Source organism: Cellulophaga sp. (assembly GCF_039943695.1).
GTDB lineage: Bacteria > Bacteroidota > Bacteroidia > Flavobacteriales > Flavobacteriaceae > Cellulophaga.
The window spans coordinates 1-15130 of sequence record NZ_JBDVAA010000009.1 but is presented as its reverse complement, the minus strand read 5'-3'; the positions used below and the strand labels follow the sequence as shown (position 1 = coordinate 15130).

General features: G+C 31.4%; 14 protein-coding genes. 3 read left to right on the top strand and 11 right to left on the bottom strand.

Annotation, left to right across the window (positions count from 1 at the left end):
* Nucleotides 1-349 precede the first annotated feature (349 nt).
* Genes ABJD66_RS00730 through ABJD66_RS00720 form a run of 3 tightly spaced genes read right to left on the bottom strand, consistent with a single transcriptional unit; the run spans nt 350 to nt 4526 of the window.
* A complete protein-coding gene (locus ABJD66_RS00730; protein WP_348127113.1) occupies nt 350-2551 on the bottom strand; it encodes a PepSY domain-containing protein in 2202 nt (733 codons plus the stop codon).
* Between the two features lie 7 nt (nt 2552-2558).
* Nucleotides 2559-3044 (bottom strand): DUF2271 domain-containing protein, encoded by a 486-nt coding sequence (locus ABJD66_RS00725; protein ID WP_348127110.1) that lies wholly within the window; start codon nt 3042-3044, stop codon nt 2559-2561.
* Between the two features lie 6 nt (nt 3045-3050).
* A complete protein-coding gene (locus ABJD66_RS00720; RefSeq protein WP_348127107.1) occupies nt 3051-4526 on the bottom strand; it encodes an ankyrin repeat domain-containing protein in 1476 nt (491 codons plus the stop codon).
* A gap of 218 nt (nt 4527-4744) precedes the next feature.
* Between ABJD66_RS00720 and ABJD66_RS00715 the strand changes: the two genes are divergently transcribed.
* Nucleotides 4745-5104, top strand: coding sequence for a hypothetical protein (locus ABJD66_RS00715; RefSeq protein WP_348127104.1), 360 nt, complete (start codon nt 4745-4747; stop codon nt 5102-5104).
* Nucleotides 5105-5202: 98 nt separating this feature from the next.
* Here ABJD66_RS00715 and ABJD66_RS00710 read toward each other — a convergent pair whose 3' ends face one another.
* The 4 genes from ABJD66_RS00710 to ABJD66_RS00695 form a co-directional block, all read right to left on the bottom strand.
* Nucleotides 5203-5814 carry a hypothetical protein gene (locus ABJD66_RS00710; protein ID WP_348127101.1) on the bottom strand — a complete coding sequence of 204 codons (612 nt, stop codon included), beginning with the start codon at nt 5812-5814 and terminating at the stop codon, nt 5203-5205.
* A gap of 193 nt (nt 5815-6007) precedes the next feature.
* The gene (locus ABJD66_RS00705; RefSeq protein ID WP_348127098.1) at nt 6008-6349 is read right to left on the bottom strand and encodes a hypothetical protein; all 342 of its coding nucleotides are present in this window, start codon (nt 6347-6349) and stop codon (nt 6008-6010) included.
* A 68-nt stretch (nt 6350-6417) separates the two neighbouring features.
* A complete protein-coding gene (locus tag ABJD66_RS00700) occupies nt 6418-6756 on the bottom strand; it encodes a hypothetical protein (RefSeq protein WP_348127095.1) in 339 nt (112 codons plus the stop codon).
* A 425-nt stretch (nt 6757-7181) separates the two neighbouring features.
* Nucleotides 7182-8159: an AraC family transcriptional regulator gene (locus ABJD66_RS00695; RefSeq protein WP_348127092.1), complete on the bottom strand. Its 978-nt coding sequence runs from the start codon at nt 8157-8159 to the stop codon at nt 7182-7184.
* Between the two features lie 124 nt (nt 8160-8283).
* Between ABJD66_RS00695 and ABJD66_RS00690 the strand changes: the two genes are divergently transcribed.
* Together ABJD66_RS00690 and ABJD66_RS00685 are read left to right on the top strand one after the other, a co-directional pair.
* Complete coding sequence (locus ABJD66_RS00690; protein WP_348127089.1) at nt 8284-10710, top strand: TonB-dependent receptor; 2427 nt, start codon at nt 8284-8286, stop codon at nt 10708-10710.
* A 20-nt stretch (nt 10711-10730) separates the two neighbouring features.
* The gene (locus ABJD66_RS00685; protein WP_348127086.1) at nt 10731-12098 is read left to right on the top strand and encodes a hypothetical protein; all 1368 of its coding nucleotides are present in this window, start codon (nt 10731-10733) and stop codon (nt 12096-12098) included.
* 78 nt (nt 12099-12176) lie between these two features.
* On the opposite strand, the gene ABJD66_RS00680 is transcribed toward ABJD66_RS00685, so the two are convergent.
* From ABJD66_RS00680 to ABJD66_RS00665, 4 genes are all read right to left on the bottom strand, one after another.
* Nucleotides 12177-12869 (bottom strand): hypothetical protein, encoded by a 693-nt coding sequence (locus ABJD66_RS00680; protein ID WP_100896662.1) that lies wholly within the window; start codon nt 12867-12869, stop codon nt 12177-12179.
* Between the two features lie 278 nt (nt 12870-13147).
* Nucleotides 13148-13312 (bottom strand): hypothetical protein, encoded by a 165-nt coding sequence (locus ABJD66_RS00675; RefSeq protein ID WP_348127081.1) that lies wholly within the window; start codon nt 13310-13312, stop codon nt 13148-13150.
* Between the two features lie 464 nt (nt 13313-13776).
* Nucleotides 13777-14439: a GTP cyclohydrolase I FolE gene (gene folE, locus ABJD66_RS00670; protein ID WP_198519453.1), complete on the bottom strand. Its 663-nt coding sequence runs from the start codon at nt 14437-14439 to the stop codon at nt 13777-13779.
* Nucleotides 14432-14836: a MerC domain-containing protein gene (locus ABJD66_RS00665; protein ID WP_348127078.1), complete on the bottom strand. Its 405-nt coding sequence runs from the start codon at nt 14834-14836 to the stop codon at nt 14432-14434. Before ABJD66_RS00665 ends, folE begins: the two co-directional genes overlap by 8 nt.
* Nucleotides 14837-15130: the final 294 nt, after the last annotated feature.

Genomic DNA, 15130 nt, shown 5'->3' with positions numbered 1-15130 from the left:
AAAGCTTCCTTTGTTCTGTTTAGTAAGAGAACTTACTGCTTTATTTTCGAATCTTATGACTAGTTCTATAGGTTCGTCATCAAAAATATCTTCATTGTTATGGTATGCCATTCATTCTCTTTTTATCAGTTCGATTGAGCGTTAGATAAAAACAGCTCTTTTATTTTTTAGTTCTGCCATCAATTTATAACTACATATAAACGTACGTATTCTAGTTTCGTTACTAATTGTTAACACAATATAAAACCATTTTTTGTAGTACAATTACGGAAATGTGTAATTGGGATAAAAAAGAGTATAAATAGCACAAAAAAACCCGTAACATACGGTTACGGGTTTTAATTTGTTTTTAATAGCAGTCCATTAAAATATGGCCTTTGTTTTGGTAGTAACTTAATGGCTTTTTTAGGTGGTTTTTACAAATGGTATCTAAAATCGTAGTAACTTCTTTTTGCATACTTATAGAGCCGCAAATTAAAATATAGCCTTTATTTTTAATAAGTTGGGCAACTTCTTTACCATTTGCCTCTAACAGGTTTTGTACATATACTTTTTGGGCTTGTTCTCTAGACAATGCCAAATGCAAAGAGGTTAGTTTGCCTGCCTGCTGTTGTTCTTCTAATTGGTTTTTGTACAGCTCAAAAGATGCTGCTGTACGCCCACCCCAATACAGGTGTAATTTTTTGTGTGCTGTGTTTTGGCGTATCATCCCTAAATAAGGACCAATACCTGTACCAGTTGCTATTAACAGGGCTTCTTTTGCTTTTTTAGGCAAATGAAACGCTTTGTTTTTTACTATACCACAGCTTATTTTGTTGCCCACAGCAAGGTTTTGTAACCTATTAGATACACTTCCTTTTTGGTGACGTTTAACGCTTATAACAAGCTCGTTTTTTTCCCACTTACCAATAGAATACAATCGTTCTCTCTGGTCTTTTTCGCCCAAAATAGAGAGTAAATCTCCAGAGGTAAACTTCACTTTTTCTACTGGTTTTAAGTATATACAAAAAGTATCGTCCGGATTATTTTCTGCCTTGGTGTGTTTGGTTACGGTAAAAGTATAGGTTTTACGTTTCTTTTTACCTCCAATGGCTTTTGGTAAACTTATATTTAAATTTTCTTGCTTGCTCCACGCTAACAACCACTGGTTAAAAGACTCTAAACTTTGGTTGTTTATGGTAAACACATCTGCCAAACGGTTATTGTTGGGGTGTGCTTGCAACATAGTATCTACATCATAAGCAAATTTGCAATAGTCTGGGTATGCTAAAGAGCCAAAACCTACAACCGAGTAGTTAAACTTTGCACCTTGCTGGTGTGTGTTTAAAAGTGCTTTAAACTTTTTGGCATTTGTTGGCGCTTCTCCTGTACCGTAGGTAGAGGTCATTACCACCAAATGCTGCATATTTTTATAGCTTTTATAGCTGTTTAGTTCTGCTAAATATGCTTTTTTACCCAAACGCAGTAACTCCGAGTACAATGCATTGGCAAAATAAAAGGTGTTTCCGTTTTCAGATCCTATAAGAATAACATAATCACAGTCGTCCTTTTTGTATTTGTTTTTAATTCTAGATTTTCTACGTTGCAACGTTATGCTAAAGCCCGAATACATAAAAAACAAAATACCAATAGAAGCCAATAACAAAACTATACTCCATACTATACTCCCCTGCCCTGTATGAAAAAGTGTGCTGTAATACGTTAATATTACATAAAAAGGATAGTTAACCTGACTAACAATATCACCATTAAATTGGTTTACTAAATACTCCTTGTCTGTTAATTGTAGTAAAAAGTAACTTTCTGGAAAAGGCGCAAAAGGATATTCTATTTTACGAACCTGGGATAACTTGGTATCTTTAAAAACTTTAAAATCTGCTACAGGAATAACTGGTTCTTCTGCAAACAAGGTGTCTTCTTGATGCACTATTTTGGCAGATGGCAGTACAGAAAATTGTTCTAGAGATAAATACACGCCTGTTAGCGTTATAACTAAAATAGGAATTAGCAACCATTTACCAAAAAGAGTATGGTAATACGGATTTAAATTTTCTTTAACTATAGGTTTAAAAAAGCCTGTAACACCACCTTGCTTTTTTAAAATTAGAAAAATACCGCTAATACTTATTAAGCACAGTAAAAATGAAGATAAACCTACAAAAAACCGGCCTATACCTTTTAAAAATAAGGAACGGTGTAATGTGGTTGCAAACTTAAAAACTGCGCTAGACTCTTTAGGTGTGCCTAAATTATCTCCTGTTTTTGGGTCTATGTATATTATTTTATCTGCACCATCTTTATCTATTACAGATGCAATAACCCAGCTATTTTTATCAATTTCTACAGAGATAACCTCTGCATACTTTTGCTGTAATGTACTTGTAAATTCTGCAACGGTAACTTGGTCTAAATCTCCCGTAGTATATGGCTGTATGCGATTGCTAATTGGCTCTAACGCTAATACAGAACCCGTTACAGCTGCCAATAAAATAAAAATAGAAGAAGATACAGCCAACACAAGGTGACTGTATCTCCAAACTGATAATGTCATAAATTAATTATTTCTGTGGTAACATACGTATGTAACGGATGTAACCAGTACCATCTACTTTGCTGTTTACACTGGTAGAAGTAAGCTCAAAAGTTACATCGTCCTCCACATATTTTTGATCCTCAACAGCAGTTTCAAAACGTATTTTGTAGCCACTGTTTATTTTATCGTTATCAATTTTAATAACCTTAATAGCACGTTCTCCACCACTAATTGTTGCTCCTGTAATGGCATCTATACTTGGTTTCTTTTTTTCAAAAAAGTTGTACCATTTGGTTAAATCATGGTACCACTCAGGATCATCTCCCAACACATTTAAAGTCTCTACGTATTTACCTTCTGCATCTAATAAAGAAACTACAACGTAAGCACCTTCGCCCTCGTAATTTTTTAACTGAATCATACATTTATATTGGCTAGTTTTAGGTGCCGCTGTAAAAGCTGCCATAACAAACAAACCTAGTACTGCTATAATTGCTACTTTAAATTTCATTACTTATTATTTTAAAAATTCAATTTTGTTTTTGTTCAATAATTCGTTCTCAGAAGCTAAGTCGTACACTGTTTCTTCAAACTCTGTTACAGCATCTTTTTTAGCTCCAACACTAATTAAATACTTAATTAAGTCTACATTATTAGTTGTCATAGCTGCCAAATGTAAAGGAGTAAGTCCGTTTGCATTTTTAGCATTAACATCAATCTTTAATGGTGTAATTTTAGCTAGTAAATCTTTATTATTTTTAGCAACAGCCAAGTGCAAAATATTGTTTTTACCTTCTTGTACGTGAGCCATATTTAAGCCTTTAGCACTTAATAAATTCCACTTTTCTGTAAACGCCTTTTTATTTCTTTTAGAGTAAGAGTTTACCAAGTAGTATGCCAAATTGTTTCCTTTTTCATCTACTACATTAACAGCAGCGCCTTTATCTATTAAATAAGTAACTACATCTGCACCATTATAAGCAACAGCATTAGTTAATGCCGTTTTACCATCTTTATTTTTAGCGTCTAAATTTTTAACTCCAAAAAACTTAACTACATCTAAACTGTTGCGTCCAGCTGCATACATTAGCGGAGTATTACCTTTTGTATCTGCTTGGGTTGTGCTAACTCCTTTATCTATAAAGTAATTAAAAACAGCATTGTCTTTGTTACGGCCAGCCAAATTGTGCATTGGAGTAACACCATTGTTATCTGTAACATTTGGGTTAATACCTAAGCTCTCTAAATACTTATAAAACGCTAAACTATTACCAGGACCTCTACCGCCTTCTGTAGCTACTAAAATAGCATTACTACCGTCTGCATTAGTATCTTTATAAGCAACTCCTTTTTTAATTAACTGCTCTATAATTGCTTTGTTACCTGTACGTGCAGCATAATCTACAGCGTTATGCCCTTCTTTATCTGTATGTTTTAGGTCTAATCCTTTTTCTAAAAAGTAATTTAAATCTTTAAGATCTTTAGCACCACCAATTAATTTTAAAATAGCATTTGCACCTTTAGGAGAAGTCTCTGTTATTTTTGCCCCATTTGCTAGTAATAAATCATATAATTCAGGATTAGTTTGTCCGCCACCGGCAGCAAAAAGCAATACAGTACTACCTTTATCATCTACAACATCTGTTTTTGCACCAAGTTTAATTAGCTTTTTCATTAACGGCAAATTGCCTTTCATAGCTGTCCAAAATAAGTAAGTACGCCCGTCATGTGTAATTTTATTTACATCATTACCTTTTACACTTAACAAATAGTCTACAACCTCTGCAGATGCACCAGCTAAAATAGCATTTGTAGTAGCATCAAAATTATTAGAGCTTAATGCCGTAGCACTGTTACCTTCAGCTTCTTTTTCTTGCACATCTTTAACTGTAGTATTTAGCGTAAAAAAACCACGAGACCAAAAAACATTTGCGTCTTGTGCGGCAATAGTACCTACAAACAGTAGTAAAACAAGTGTTGTAATTTTTTTCATTTTGATTGTATTTAGATAAATAAAGCTTATTTGTTTATTTAGATTTAGTATTGATAAGGCGCAAATATAAGAACTATTTTTATTTAGAATGATTAAAAATAGATTTTTTATTCAACAATTTTGCAAGGAAGATTACTGTTGTTAAATATGATATTACTTTTAAGTGTTTACATTTGTATACAAACAATAGCTTACGGTAAAGCTAAATTATTACACCTATGAAGATTGAAGAATTACCTGGCACCTATGCTATTATGGGAAACAACCAAAATGCCGAAAAAACAACTTATAAAGGCACACTAGTTTTAGCGTTAGATACAAATAAGCGTATAAAAGCAAAATGGTTAATAGGTAATGAGCAATACCAATTAGGAACAGGCTTTTTTAAAGACAATATTTTGGTAATTAACTTTAATTACAAAGGCGAAGATAATGCTACCTACAAAGGTGTTGTGGTATATAAATGTATTAGCAAAGATATTTTAGATGGCTTTTGGTCTGAGAAACACGGAGACCCAAATTACCTAGGCGAAGAACGCTGCTTTAGATTAAAAGAAGAACAAGAATTGGTGAATTAGTATCCTTTGGTTTTAAACTTTGGTGTTTTCTAAAATCAAGTTTCTCATTTTTAAATATACAATGCTTTGTTTTTCATTACTTCAAAAAAATAATCTACTTAACTTTCAGATAAGTGAATAGAAGAGACTATTTGCCAGGTTCCATTTTTCTTTTGTAAGCTAAATAAACTTGTATGACCAGCTAGTTCGTGAGTATAAAACCCAGAAATTAATATGGCTTTATTTACCTTTTCATTAAAATGTATATCAGAAACATACACTATCCCCATTACGTTATATTTTTTTATTATCTCTTGTATTTTTAAATTATCCTCCTTTTTTAGTACTGCAATTTTATTACCGTTTATATCCTCTAAGTTTGATAAACTTAAATTTTTTGATGAAAATATGTGAGAAGGATTAATTTGTATATTTTTATATTCTTGTACTGCAAAAACCTCCTCATTTATAGCATAATCAGTTGCTTTAAAAAACGAAATCACATAATTGTTTTCAAGAAATTGTTTATCTGTTAATTGTTTTTTAGGGTATTCAATTTTTGAACTACCATCAACTGGCGGTAACGGAACAGGAAACTTTATTAATTCACTATTATACAACAACTTAACAATAGACATGCTTTCCAACTCAAGGGTAGTTTCTTTATTCTGACAAGAAACATAAAGAGTAGTAACTACACTTATTAAGAGTACCAATTTTATCTTTTTCATAGTTTGATATACGTTAACCATATAGCTTAATTTTTTATGCCTCTCTGTGACTTTTAGCGCCAGGCAGATTTTGTTTTTTATTTTCCAACTTAAAGCAAAACTATAAAGGTCTTGCAATCTTCATTAAAATATATAAACCTAACAATTAAGCTCTAAGCCTTATTTGTTTATAGGTTTTGTTGTGGTTTGCATTTCAATGTATTTTGCAATAAATAGAAACCTCCCCCTTATTCGCTTTAAAAGGATCAAACTTAATTGGAACATTGATGTTTCCATAATAATCAACATTCCATTCATCCTTAAAAGCACCTATGTACTTTTTCTCAACACCACTAAAATTTATCTTAATTGTATCATTTGACACTCCTTTAATCTGTAAGTATGCATTGGAATATGGTGCAAGCCAACCATTTTGGTTTGGCACTAAAGTGTCGTATTTAGGCTTAGAAAAATCCGTTATTTTAACTTTTACACTTTTCTCAAAACAAGAAGTTAAAATAAGTAGAAAGCAGAGGATAATTAATTTATTTTTCATTCTATTGATTGGTTTTAATTAGTGATGAATCGTAGGTTGCAATACAATTATTAGGGTTAAGGTTGTATTTATTCTATATAGTACTCCCATTTTACTTTATATTTTACTATTGTTGAGTCACTAATTTTCTCAACTAAATAAAGGTTAGGGAATACTTTATATGGATACAAAGGATTTGTTCTGTTAACATCTTTTTTGAGTGTACTCAAATCTGACATTTTTACATTTTTTAAATATTCAATTTTACAAGTGTCGATTTCTTTTTTATCAGAATAAAACATCTCTTTACAAATATAAAAAGTTATATTTCCATTTTTCTTTACCCCTTTAGAGTAATATGGTTCTGCAATTATTTTTCCATTAACTTCAATCGAATATGTTTTTTTGCTTGTTGCATCAAAGTGCAAATATTTTTTTTGTTTTAACTTTTTTTATAAAAAACAAAAGTGTGATATAAAAACCATAATAATTAGTATATTTTTCATTCTGTACAGTTTTCGTTAGAGTTATTTGTACCCTCCACTACCGCGTTATTGGTTTCATCAAGGTTACATACTTAATTTATATCTCTACAAGTATCAAACTCGTATGAACTTGCTTTAGCATATTTACTATAACCTACTTTAATTATTAAAGATAATTTACTGAAGCGTATTATTTTCTTACAATATCAAAAGATAAAACCTTAATAACAAATATAATCCTTTAAAATATCAAATGTACACTTTAAAGAATCATATGTTTCTTTGTTTAAAATCACGGAGACCCAAATTACCTTGGTGAAGAACGCTGCTTTAGACTAAAAGAAGAAAAGGAATTGGTGAATTAGTGGTTATTTTATTAGCTTACTTGGTAAATAGCCAATTGTTTTTTTAAAAGCTGCCGTAAAATGTTGTGGATTAGAGTAACCTACCTCGTAAGATACCTCTGCAATAGACATACCTTCTTCTTGTATCAATTGTCTAGCTTTGTCCATACGTAATTGGGTAATATGCTTAAAAATGGTGGTTTTGTATACTTTTTTAAAATCGCTTTTTAGTTTTGTGGTATTAAAACCCGCTATTTGAGATAAGCCAATTATAGTTAATTTGCTTTTTAAATTTAACCTACAATATTCTTCTACCTTTACAATTGCTAAGTAATCTGCTTCTGGTAGTTTTTTGCTTTCTACAACTGGTTTGATCTTATCCATTAAAAAATCTACAATTAAAATGGCAAGTCTACTTTGTATATAGTTATGTTTTAAATCTCCTACATACGTACAGTTTATAATTTCGTTTATTTGGTTTCTTAGTTTTAAAGGTATTCGCTTGCTCTTTTTAAAGTAGCTAAAAAAATGATCTATATTTAATTTGGTATGCAAACCGTCTATATTAGTTTGGGTTGCCTTACCTATTAACTTCTCTAAAGTATTTTTAGTAAAATAAACCTCTAAAGTTTTAGTTTCTCCTTTTGTAAAAATTTCTGCTCCGCTAAGCACAGGAGCATAAAATAAATTACAATAGCCTTGTGGTATTTCTACAGGTGCGTACACACTAGTTGTTGGCATATACACGTAACTACCCTTTAAAGAAAAATGTATTTTAAATAATGGAAAGTCACAAAAAACACTATGCTCTATACGTTTTTTAATAGTAATGTTTTTTGTTAACGCAATAAAGTAATTAGAGTTTAGGCTAATACCTTTGTTTTCTTCATTTACAAAAGTACTAAGGCAATTTTCTTCTAATACATCTGTCAACGCATCATCTACAACAATACGTATACTGCTTGTATTAGAATATGTAAAACTTTTTAATCCTAGACTCATTATTTCTTAATACGTTATTAAAACTTCCGTTTGCGTTATTTGTATCAACAGTTCAAAACTTAGATTTGCAAAACTAAATTAATTTAGACTAAGTCTTAATAAATATAAATATTTTTTTAATTGTATGTTAAAAATAGTGTCGGTTTTAAGCCTGTTATTTACTTTTTCTGTGTTCTCGCAAGCTGCCTATGAGACTAAAACAGGTACTGTTACTGGAGTTATTTCTTTTAAAAATGGAAACCCTGTTGCAGAGGCTACTGTTTTTACAAAAAAACCTATAACACACACATATACTAATGCTAAAGGCTTTTTTACGTTGCAAAATTTACCCTATGGCAGTCACACCATTGCCATAAAATACTATGGCAAGGAAATAGAAAAAGTGACTATTGTAGTTAATAAACAAAACACAAAAATTAAGCATACACTTAGCTACAATCAAGATAATGAGCTAAATGAGGTTTTGGTAAACGGAAAAACTAAAGAAACCGAAATTGAGACTCAAGGTTTTGCCGTTAACGTAGTTAAAACAGAAGAAGCTAGCATCAGAAACATACAAACTAACGAGCTGCTTAACACTACTGTAGGTGTAAAAATTAGACAAAATGGTGGTTTAGGGTCAGATGTTAGTTATAGTCTTAACGGATTATCTGGTAGTGCTGTACGTATTTTTATAGACGGTATTCCTAGTTCTATGTATGGCTCATCATTTAACTTAAATAGTATACCTCCTTCAATGATAAAAAATATTGAGGTGTATAAAGGTGTTGTTCCTGGTCATTTAGCAGATGATGCCTTAGGCGGTGCCATTAATATTGTATTACACAATAATGCTAAAACAAATTTAAACGCTTCTGTTTCTTACGGTTCATTTAACACTTTACAAGCAAGCGTTAATGGTTTGTATAGGTTTGATGATACTGGTTTTACCGTAAAAACATCGCTTTTTCACAACTATTCAGATAATGATTATAAAGTATCTGGAAGAAGTGTTGTAGTTACCGGTTTGGGCGGTGTACAAACCCCAATAACTGCACGCAGATTTAACGATGCTTACAGGTCTACTGGTGGTATGTTGCAAATAGGTTTTACAGATGTAAACTGGGCAGATCAGTTTTTTGTAGGTGTTACTGGATCTGATGATTACAAAGAGGTGCAACACGGAGCTTTTATGACTATTACGCCATACAAAGACAGGTTTTTAGAATCTAACGCACTACTTGCAAATTTAACATACCAAAAAAAGGATTTATTTACTAAAGGTTTAGATGTAACTGTTAACGGAATTTATGGTAAAAGAAACCGTACTGTTAATGATACTGTTTCTTGGGCTTACAGCTGGAACGGAGAAAGAGCCATAGACTTTAGAGGTGATGAGTACCAATACACCTGGAGGTCTCAGCAAGAAGGCGGACCAACTTTAGCTGCCATAAACAGAAAAGTAGGATCTATTAGAACAGGAGTTTCTTATGCCTTTAATAACAATCATAAAATTTTAGCCAACCACGTATATAGCGGAATAGATCGTGAGGATAGTGATGAGTTACAATCTGTTTTAGAAAACACATTTAAAGGGTCTAGAGACTTACATAAAAATATTTTTGCTTTAAGTTATGAGTTGTCTGCTATAGAAAACAGACTAAAAACTAGTGTTTTTGGTAAATTATACCAACAAAAAACTGTAAACATAGATCCAGAAATTGCAGAAGATGAAAATGGTAATTCTGTTATTATTGATGACATAATTAGCAGCAATAAAAAGTTTAATGGTTACGGTTTTGCTGCTTCTTATGCCTTTTCTCCAAACTTTACCCTTTTAACTTCTGCAGAAAAAGCCATAAGATTACCTAATGAAACTGAAGTTTTTGGTAACGATGGCGACAATGTAGTTGCTAACCCAAGTATTAACCCAGAGCAAAGTAATAATTACAATCTAGGTTTTAGGCTTGGAGCATTATCTATTAAAAAACACAAATTTACAATTGGCGCTAATTTATTTACCAGAAATATAAAAGACCGTATTGGTTTGCCTATAGAAACGTCTTTAAATATTGATGACGAACTAATAGTTTATGTAAATCAAGGTAGTGGAACATCTAAAGGTATAGATGCACAATTAAATTACACGTTTAACAACAACTTTAATTTAAACTTTAATGCTTCACGTTTTAGCTTAAACATTGTAAATAACGGTGTAGATATAGCTGTACCAAACACACCATTTTTTACTATGAATGGTAATATACGCTACTCTTTTAAAAATGTGATACAACAAAAATCTAGGTTAAACCTTTTTTATACAATGTACTTTACAGATGAGTTCTCTTACCTACCACCACAAGGAAAAAATACTGTTGGTGATGAGTTTTTTAAAGTACCTACACAACTAGTACAAGATTTTGGATTAAGCTACGCTTTTCCTAACAAAAAACTAGTTGCCAGCTTTGACATTAAAAACATTTTTGATGAACCTGTGTACGACAATTTATCGGTACAAAAACCAGGGAGAGCCTTTTACCTAAAATTGAATTACACAATAAATAAATTTTAATTTTTTAAATATTATATAAAATGAAAAGTAACTTAACACATATTAAATCTTTTGCAGTAGCATTTGCTACTTTAGGGTTATTAGCTTCTTGTAGTAGTGATGACAATGGTGGTGACACACCAACAACTCCAGAGCAACCTACAGAAGGCAGATGGATAACTGTTGCTGCTGCCAAAATGGGAGACAATCCTGGAGATGGTAATGGTGGTACTTTAATTTATTCTTTAACTAGTGAAGATGCTAAAGACCCAACTGTATCTATAGCTCCTTTTGATAACGGATTTATTGTACCGTCTAACAGAACTGCAAGGTTACAATCATCTGAAGATGGTAGTACTATGTTTAATATTAGTTATGCTGGTGATACTGGTGGTAACTACACTAAATATACTGTAGAAGGCGGACAAAATTTTACAAAAACAGGTACAGAAGTTAGTATTGCTCCTTATGTTGGTACTGCTCCTAGATGGATTAAGTTGTTTGATGGCGATAAAACAGGTTCTGCTGTTTATGTTTCTACAGAACACCAGTTTGATGACAATGGTACACCTGATGATGCTACAGATGATACATATTTACGTACAGAAGCTACAATGGGTGTTGTTACTTTAGACTTAGAAAATTCTTCTATTAAAAACTTTGAAGAGTCTAGCATTCCTTTAACTGCAGAAGAAGAAGCACAGGGATATTACATTTCTAGAATAGATATGCCTACCTTAAACGCAGCTGGAGACAAATTATATATTGGTGCTCGTTTAAGCAAAGTAGACCCTGCAACTGCGGAGTCTGAAAGTGGTTATGAAGTTTTAGGCTCTAAAACTATTGTATTAGATTACCCGTCTTTAACAAACCCTACGGTAATTACTTCTACAGTTGGTAATGGTAATACAAACGGATACCGTAGTATTAATGCTTTTTTATATAACGGTAGTGTTTACCAAGCAAACCAAAGTGACCCTAATGGCTCTCATATCTTAAAAATTGATGCTGATAATGAGTATGACAATTCTTATGATTTTAATTTAGATGATGCTTTAGGTGTAGAAGGTGCTTATATTTTAGCTTGGAGACCAGCTGCTAACGGAAAAGCTGTTGTTGCCTACCGTCATAATGGTTCTGCAGAAGGTGTTGCTGGTTTACAAGGATTTTTTGCTTTAGTAGACTTAAATGCTAAAACTGCAGTTAAGATTGATGCTATACCTTATGATACTGATTTCTACTTATTTCAATACCAAGGTTTTGTTGTAGATGGTGATGATATTTACGTAACACAAGCTCCTGTTGGAAAAAACGGAAACATTTATGTGGTAAACACATTAACTGGTGAAGTTACTAAAGGTGCAGAATTGGTTAACACAACTGGTAGTCACTTTATTGGTGCTTTCTAGTAATAATACAAGCGTAAAAAAAAGTCCCTTGTCTTTAATTAGATAAGGGACTTTTTTTTGCTAGTTAACACAAGCTTATTATATTTTTTTACTGATACCACATTCATTTATAATTTTAAAGTCAACTCTTAAATTAACTTTTTCTTTTGTACTAACTCTTAATAACAGCACTTCTAAATTCCCTTTTAGTAATTGTTTGCCCATTTTATAAAACTCACCATCTTCCTCGTCTGTAAGATTACCTGAAGACTCTATAATTAATTTATTTGCTCCTTCTGGCAGAATAACAAAGTTATCTTCCAGATCATCTAAAATATTAGCGTCAATGGCATTTTGGTAAGATTCCATATCAACTACATTTCCAATAATATCAAAATAAGAAACTAAACCTTCATCAGGAGCCATTAGACCTTTTATAGGGTAAGTTCCTGTATTTAATTTTGGTGAATTAGATTTATTATGCATCATAAGCTCAATATCTAAAGGAGTATTATTATACATTTCCTCCGCTAAACTTATACTAAAAGTGGTTGTAATAAAGCCTTTTTTAAGTGTATTAGAGCTTTTTAGGTCATAACTTAAGGCTTCCTTCTCTGTACTACCTATCTGTACTTTACAATATAAATCTGATTGGTCTAAGTTTAAATTTTCTTTTGCTGATGCATCAACAATTTCTTGAGTATCGTTATAACTCTCAGAAGTTTTATTCTCTTTGCAAGAAGTTAAAATAGTAAATATTAATATCAGGAAAGCAATACTTTTTTTAGTCATGATTGTTGATTTAATTAAAACTTAATATACTTATATATTGATGATTATAATAAATATATTTAAAATATACAGCAGAAACAAAATTAAGCAGTTATTAGAGAGTAAACTTTGTTAGCGCTCTTCAAAATACAAACCTTCCGTATCATCTTCAAGTATACCTGCTCCTAAAATGTAATTTTTTCCAGCTTCAACAGATATATGTATTTGTGTAGTTTTGGTCTGGTATGTTGCGCCATGAGCAAAAACCTCATAGCCTCCTTCTTCTAGATAAATAATTTCTAATTTACCCGCAAATAAACCCTTTCTCTGTTTGCTATATTCCCAAAAAAAGTCTCCAGAGGCTTTCCGTTTATAGCATCAATTTTTATGTAATTAAGTACTCTAGCGTACCTTTCTTTATCTGCAGGTACATTTTCTTTTTTCTTTTTGCCAAATAAGCCCATTTTTATTTTTTAAATAGATTTCACTTAAACTGATAACTATAATTAATCAACATCCTTAACATTAAAATTAACAAATAAATTCTTAATAAAAACACAAACTATACTAATATTTAACCTAAGTATAAGTGCATTCTTTTTGGGCTGTAGAAAAATCCTAAAAATGTATTAGTAAGTTAAACAGTAAGTTTAATTATAAACTGATTGAAACTACATATGTAACTTTTGTAATTTCCCTCATAAAAACCACTCGCTATTTTTTTTTGATAAACATCTTTGACTAATTTGCTGCTCAAACGTTATTTTCTTATCACAAGAAACAATTATAAGAAAGAAAAGAATAACTGATAGTGAGTGGTTTGTATTTTTGATATTTAAATTTGATGACTTGGTCACAATAATCCCTGTACAACAAATAAAAACAAATACAATTATGAAGGCTAATGCTAAAATTTAAAACATAATTATTATAAAGTAGTTTTTTCTATAATTGATAAAAAATCGTTTCTGGTTTGTTCATTTGCAAAGCAGCCACCATACTCTAATGTTGTAGTGTAACTACTTTTGTCTTTTATTCCTCTAGATGATACACACAAATGTTTGGCGCTAATCATTACAATAACATCTTCTGTTTCTAATGTATTTTGCAAGTCTTTTAGTATTTGTAAAGACAGCCTTTCTTGTACCTGTGGCCTGTGCGAATAATAATCTACCAAACGGTTAATTTTAGACAATCCTATAACCTTATCCTTTGGTACATATGCAATATGTGCAAAACCTGTTATTGGTAAAAAGTGATGCTCACAAGAAGAGTCTATAGTTATGTTTTGCTCTACCAACATTTTTTTATAGGCATACTTGTTTTCAAAAACCGATAATTTTGGCTTATTCTTAGGGTCTAAACCATAAAAAAGCTCTTTTACATACATTTTAGCAAACCTATACGGTGTACCAGATAAACTATCATCTGTTAGGTCTAAACCTAGCTCTTCCATTATTTTTTTAAAATGATGCTGAATAACTTCTATTTTTTCATCAGCTGTCTTATTAAAAGCATCTGCACGTAAAGGAGTATCTACGCTTGTAGCTATATGGTTGTCTCCTAGTATTTCTTTTTTAGTATTATCCATTATTCACACAACATTTATCGGTTTTACACTGGCAAAATTTTAAATTATAAATATGTAATGCTGCAAGTACAAGCGCAACAACATAGGTTACTGTTTCTGGTAAAGAAAGTAATTGTATTTTTTCATTTACAATTAAAAAAAACAGGCTAAACCAACTTAACCACAACAAGGGTTTCATAAAACTTTTAGATGTATTTTTTGTAGATTGTAATACCGCAAAAAACGAAACAATTAAAAAGATATAATCTAAGCTTTTCCACCACACAGGACTAGTTTCACAACCATCTGCAGCACAGGTATGGGCTATAAAAATAAAAGGTGTGGCAACGCAATGAATTACACACAACGTACTGGCAACTGCACCAAAAGTATCTGGTTTAATTAAAGTTAATTTCAATATATATTTATTTAATGCGACTAAGTTGCAAATATAAACATACATTTTACTAATGCAACATAGTTGTAATAAATTTATAGGGTATTAAAAACAAAAGCCCCTGAATAAAAAATTCAGAGGCTTTTCCTTTTTTGTAAAGTATGTTTGTGTGCTTTACTCTGTAATTGTGGCTTTAACTTTTACTTCTAGAGTTTGGTAACCAATAGCTGTAATATAGCTATCTGTTGGTTTGTTAACTATGTTCCAAGAGTTTTCGTTAAAGTTAAGATTAAAGGTTGCTGTAGATGCATATTC

Coding starts and splice junctions, on each gene's coding strand:
- ABJD66_RS00725 (WP_348127110.1), bottom strand. CDS start 3,044: ATGAAATTTAAAGTAGCAATTATAGCAGTACTAGGTTTGTTTGTTATG.
- folE (WP_198519453.1), bottom strand. CDS start 14,439: ATGGATAATACTAAAAAAGAAATACTAGGAGACAACCATATAGCTACA.
- ABJD66_RS00705 (WP_348127098.1), bottom strand. CDS start 6,349: ATGAAAAATAAATTAATTATCCTCTGCTTTCTACTTATTTTAACTTCT.
- ABJD66_RS00710 (WP_348127101.1), bottom strand. CDS start 5,814: ATGAAAAAGATAAAATTGGTACTCTTAATAAGTGTAGTTACTACTCTT.
- ABJD66_RS00690 (WP_348127089.1), top strand. CDS start 8,284: ATGTTAAAAATAGTGTCGGTTTTAAGCCTGTTATTTACTTTTTCTGTG.
- ABJD66_RS00675 (WP_348127081.1), bottom strand. CDS start 13,312: ATGGGCTTATTTGGCAAAAAGAAAAAAGAAAATGTACCTGCAGATAAA.
- ABJD66_RS00685 (WP_348127086.1), top strand. CDS start 10,731: ATGAAAAGTAACTTAACACATATTAAATCTTTTGCAGTAGCATTTGCT.
- ABJD66_RS00680 (WP_100896662.1), bottom strand. CDS start 12,869: ATGACTAAAAAAAGTATTGCTTTCCTGATATTAATATTTACTATTTTA.
- ABJD66_RS00715 (WP_348127104.1), top strand. CDS start 4,745: ATGAAGATTGAAGAATTACCTGGCACCTATGCTATTATGGGAAACAAC.
- ABJD66_RS00720 (WP_348127107.1), bottom strand. CDS start 4,526: ATGAAAAAAATTACAACACTTGTTTTACTACTGTTTGTAGGTACTATT.
- ABJD66_RS00695 (WP_348127092.1), bottom strand. CDS start 8,159: ATGAGTCTAGGATTAAAAAGTTTTACATATTCTAATACAAGCAGTATA.
- ABJD66_RS00730 (WP_348127113.1), bottom strand. CDS start 2,551: ATGACATTATCAGTTTGGAGATACAGTCACCTTGTGTTGGCTGTATCT.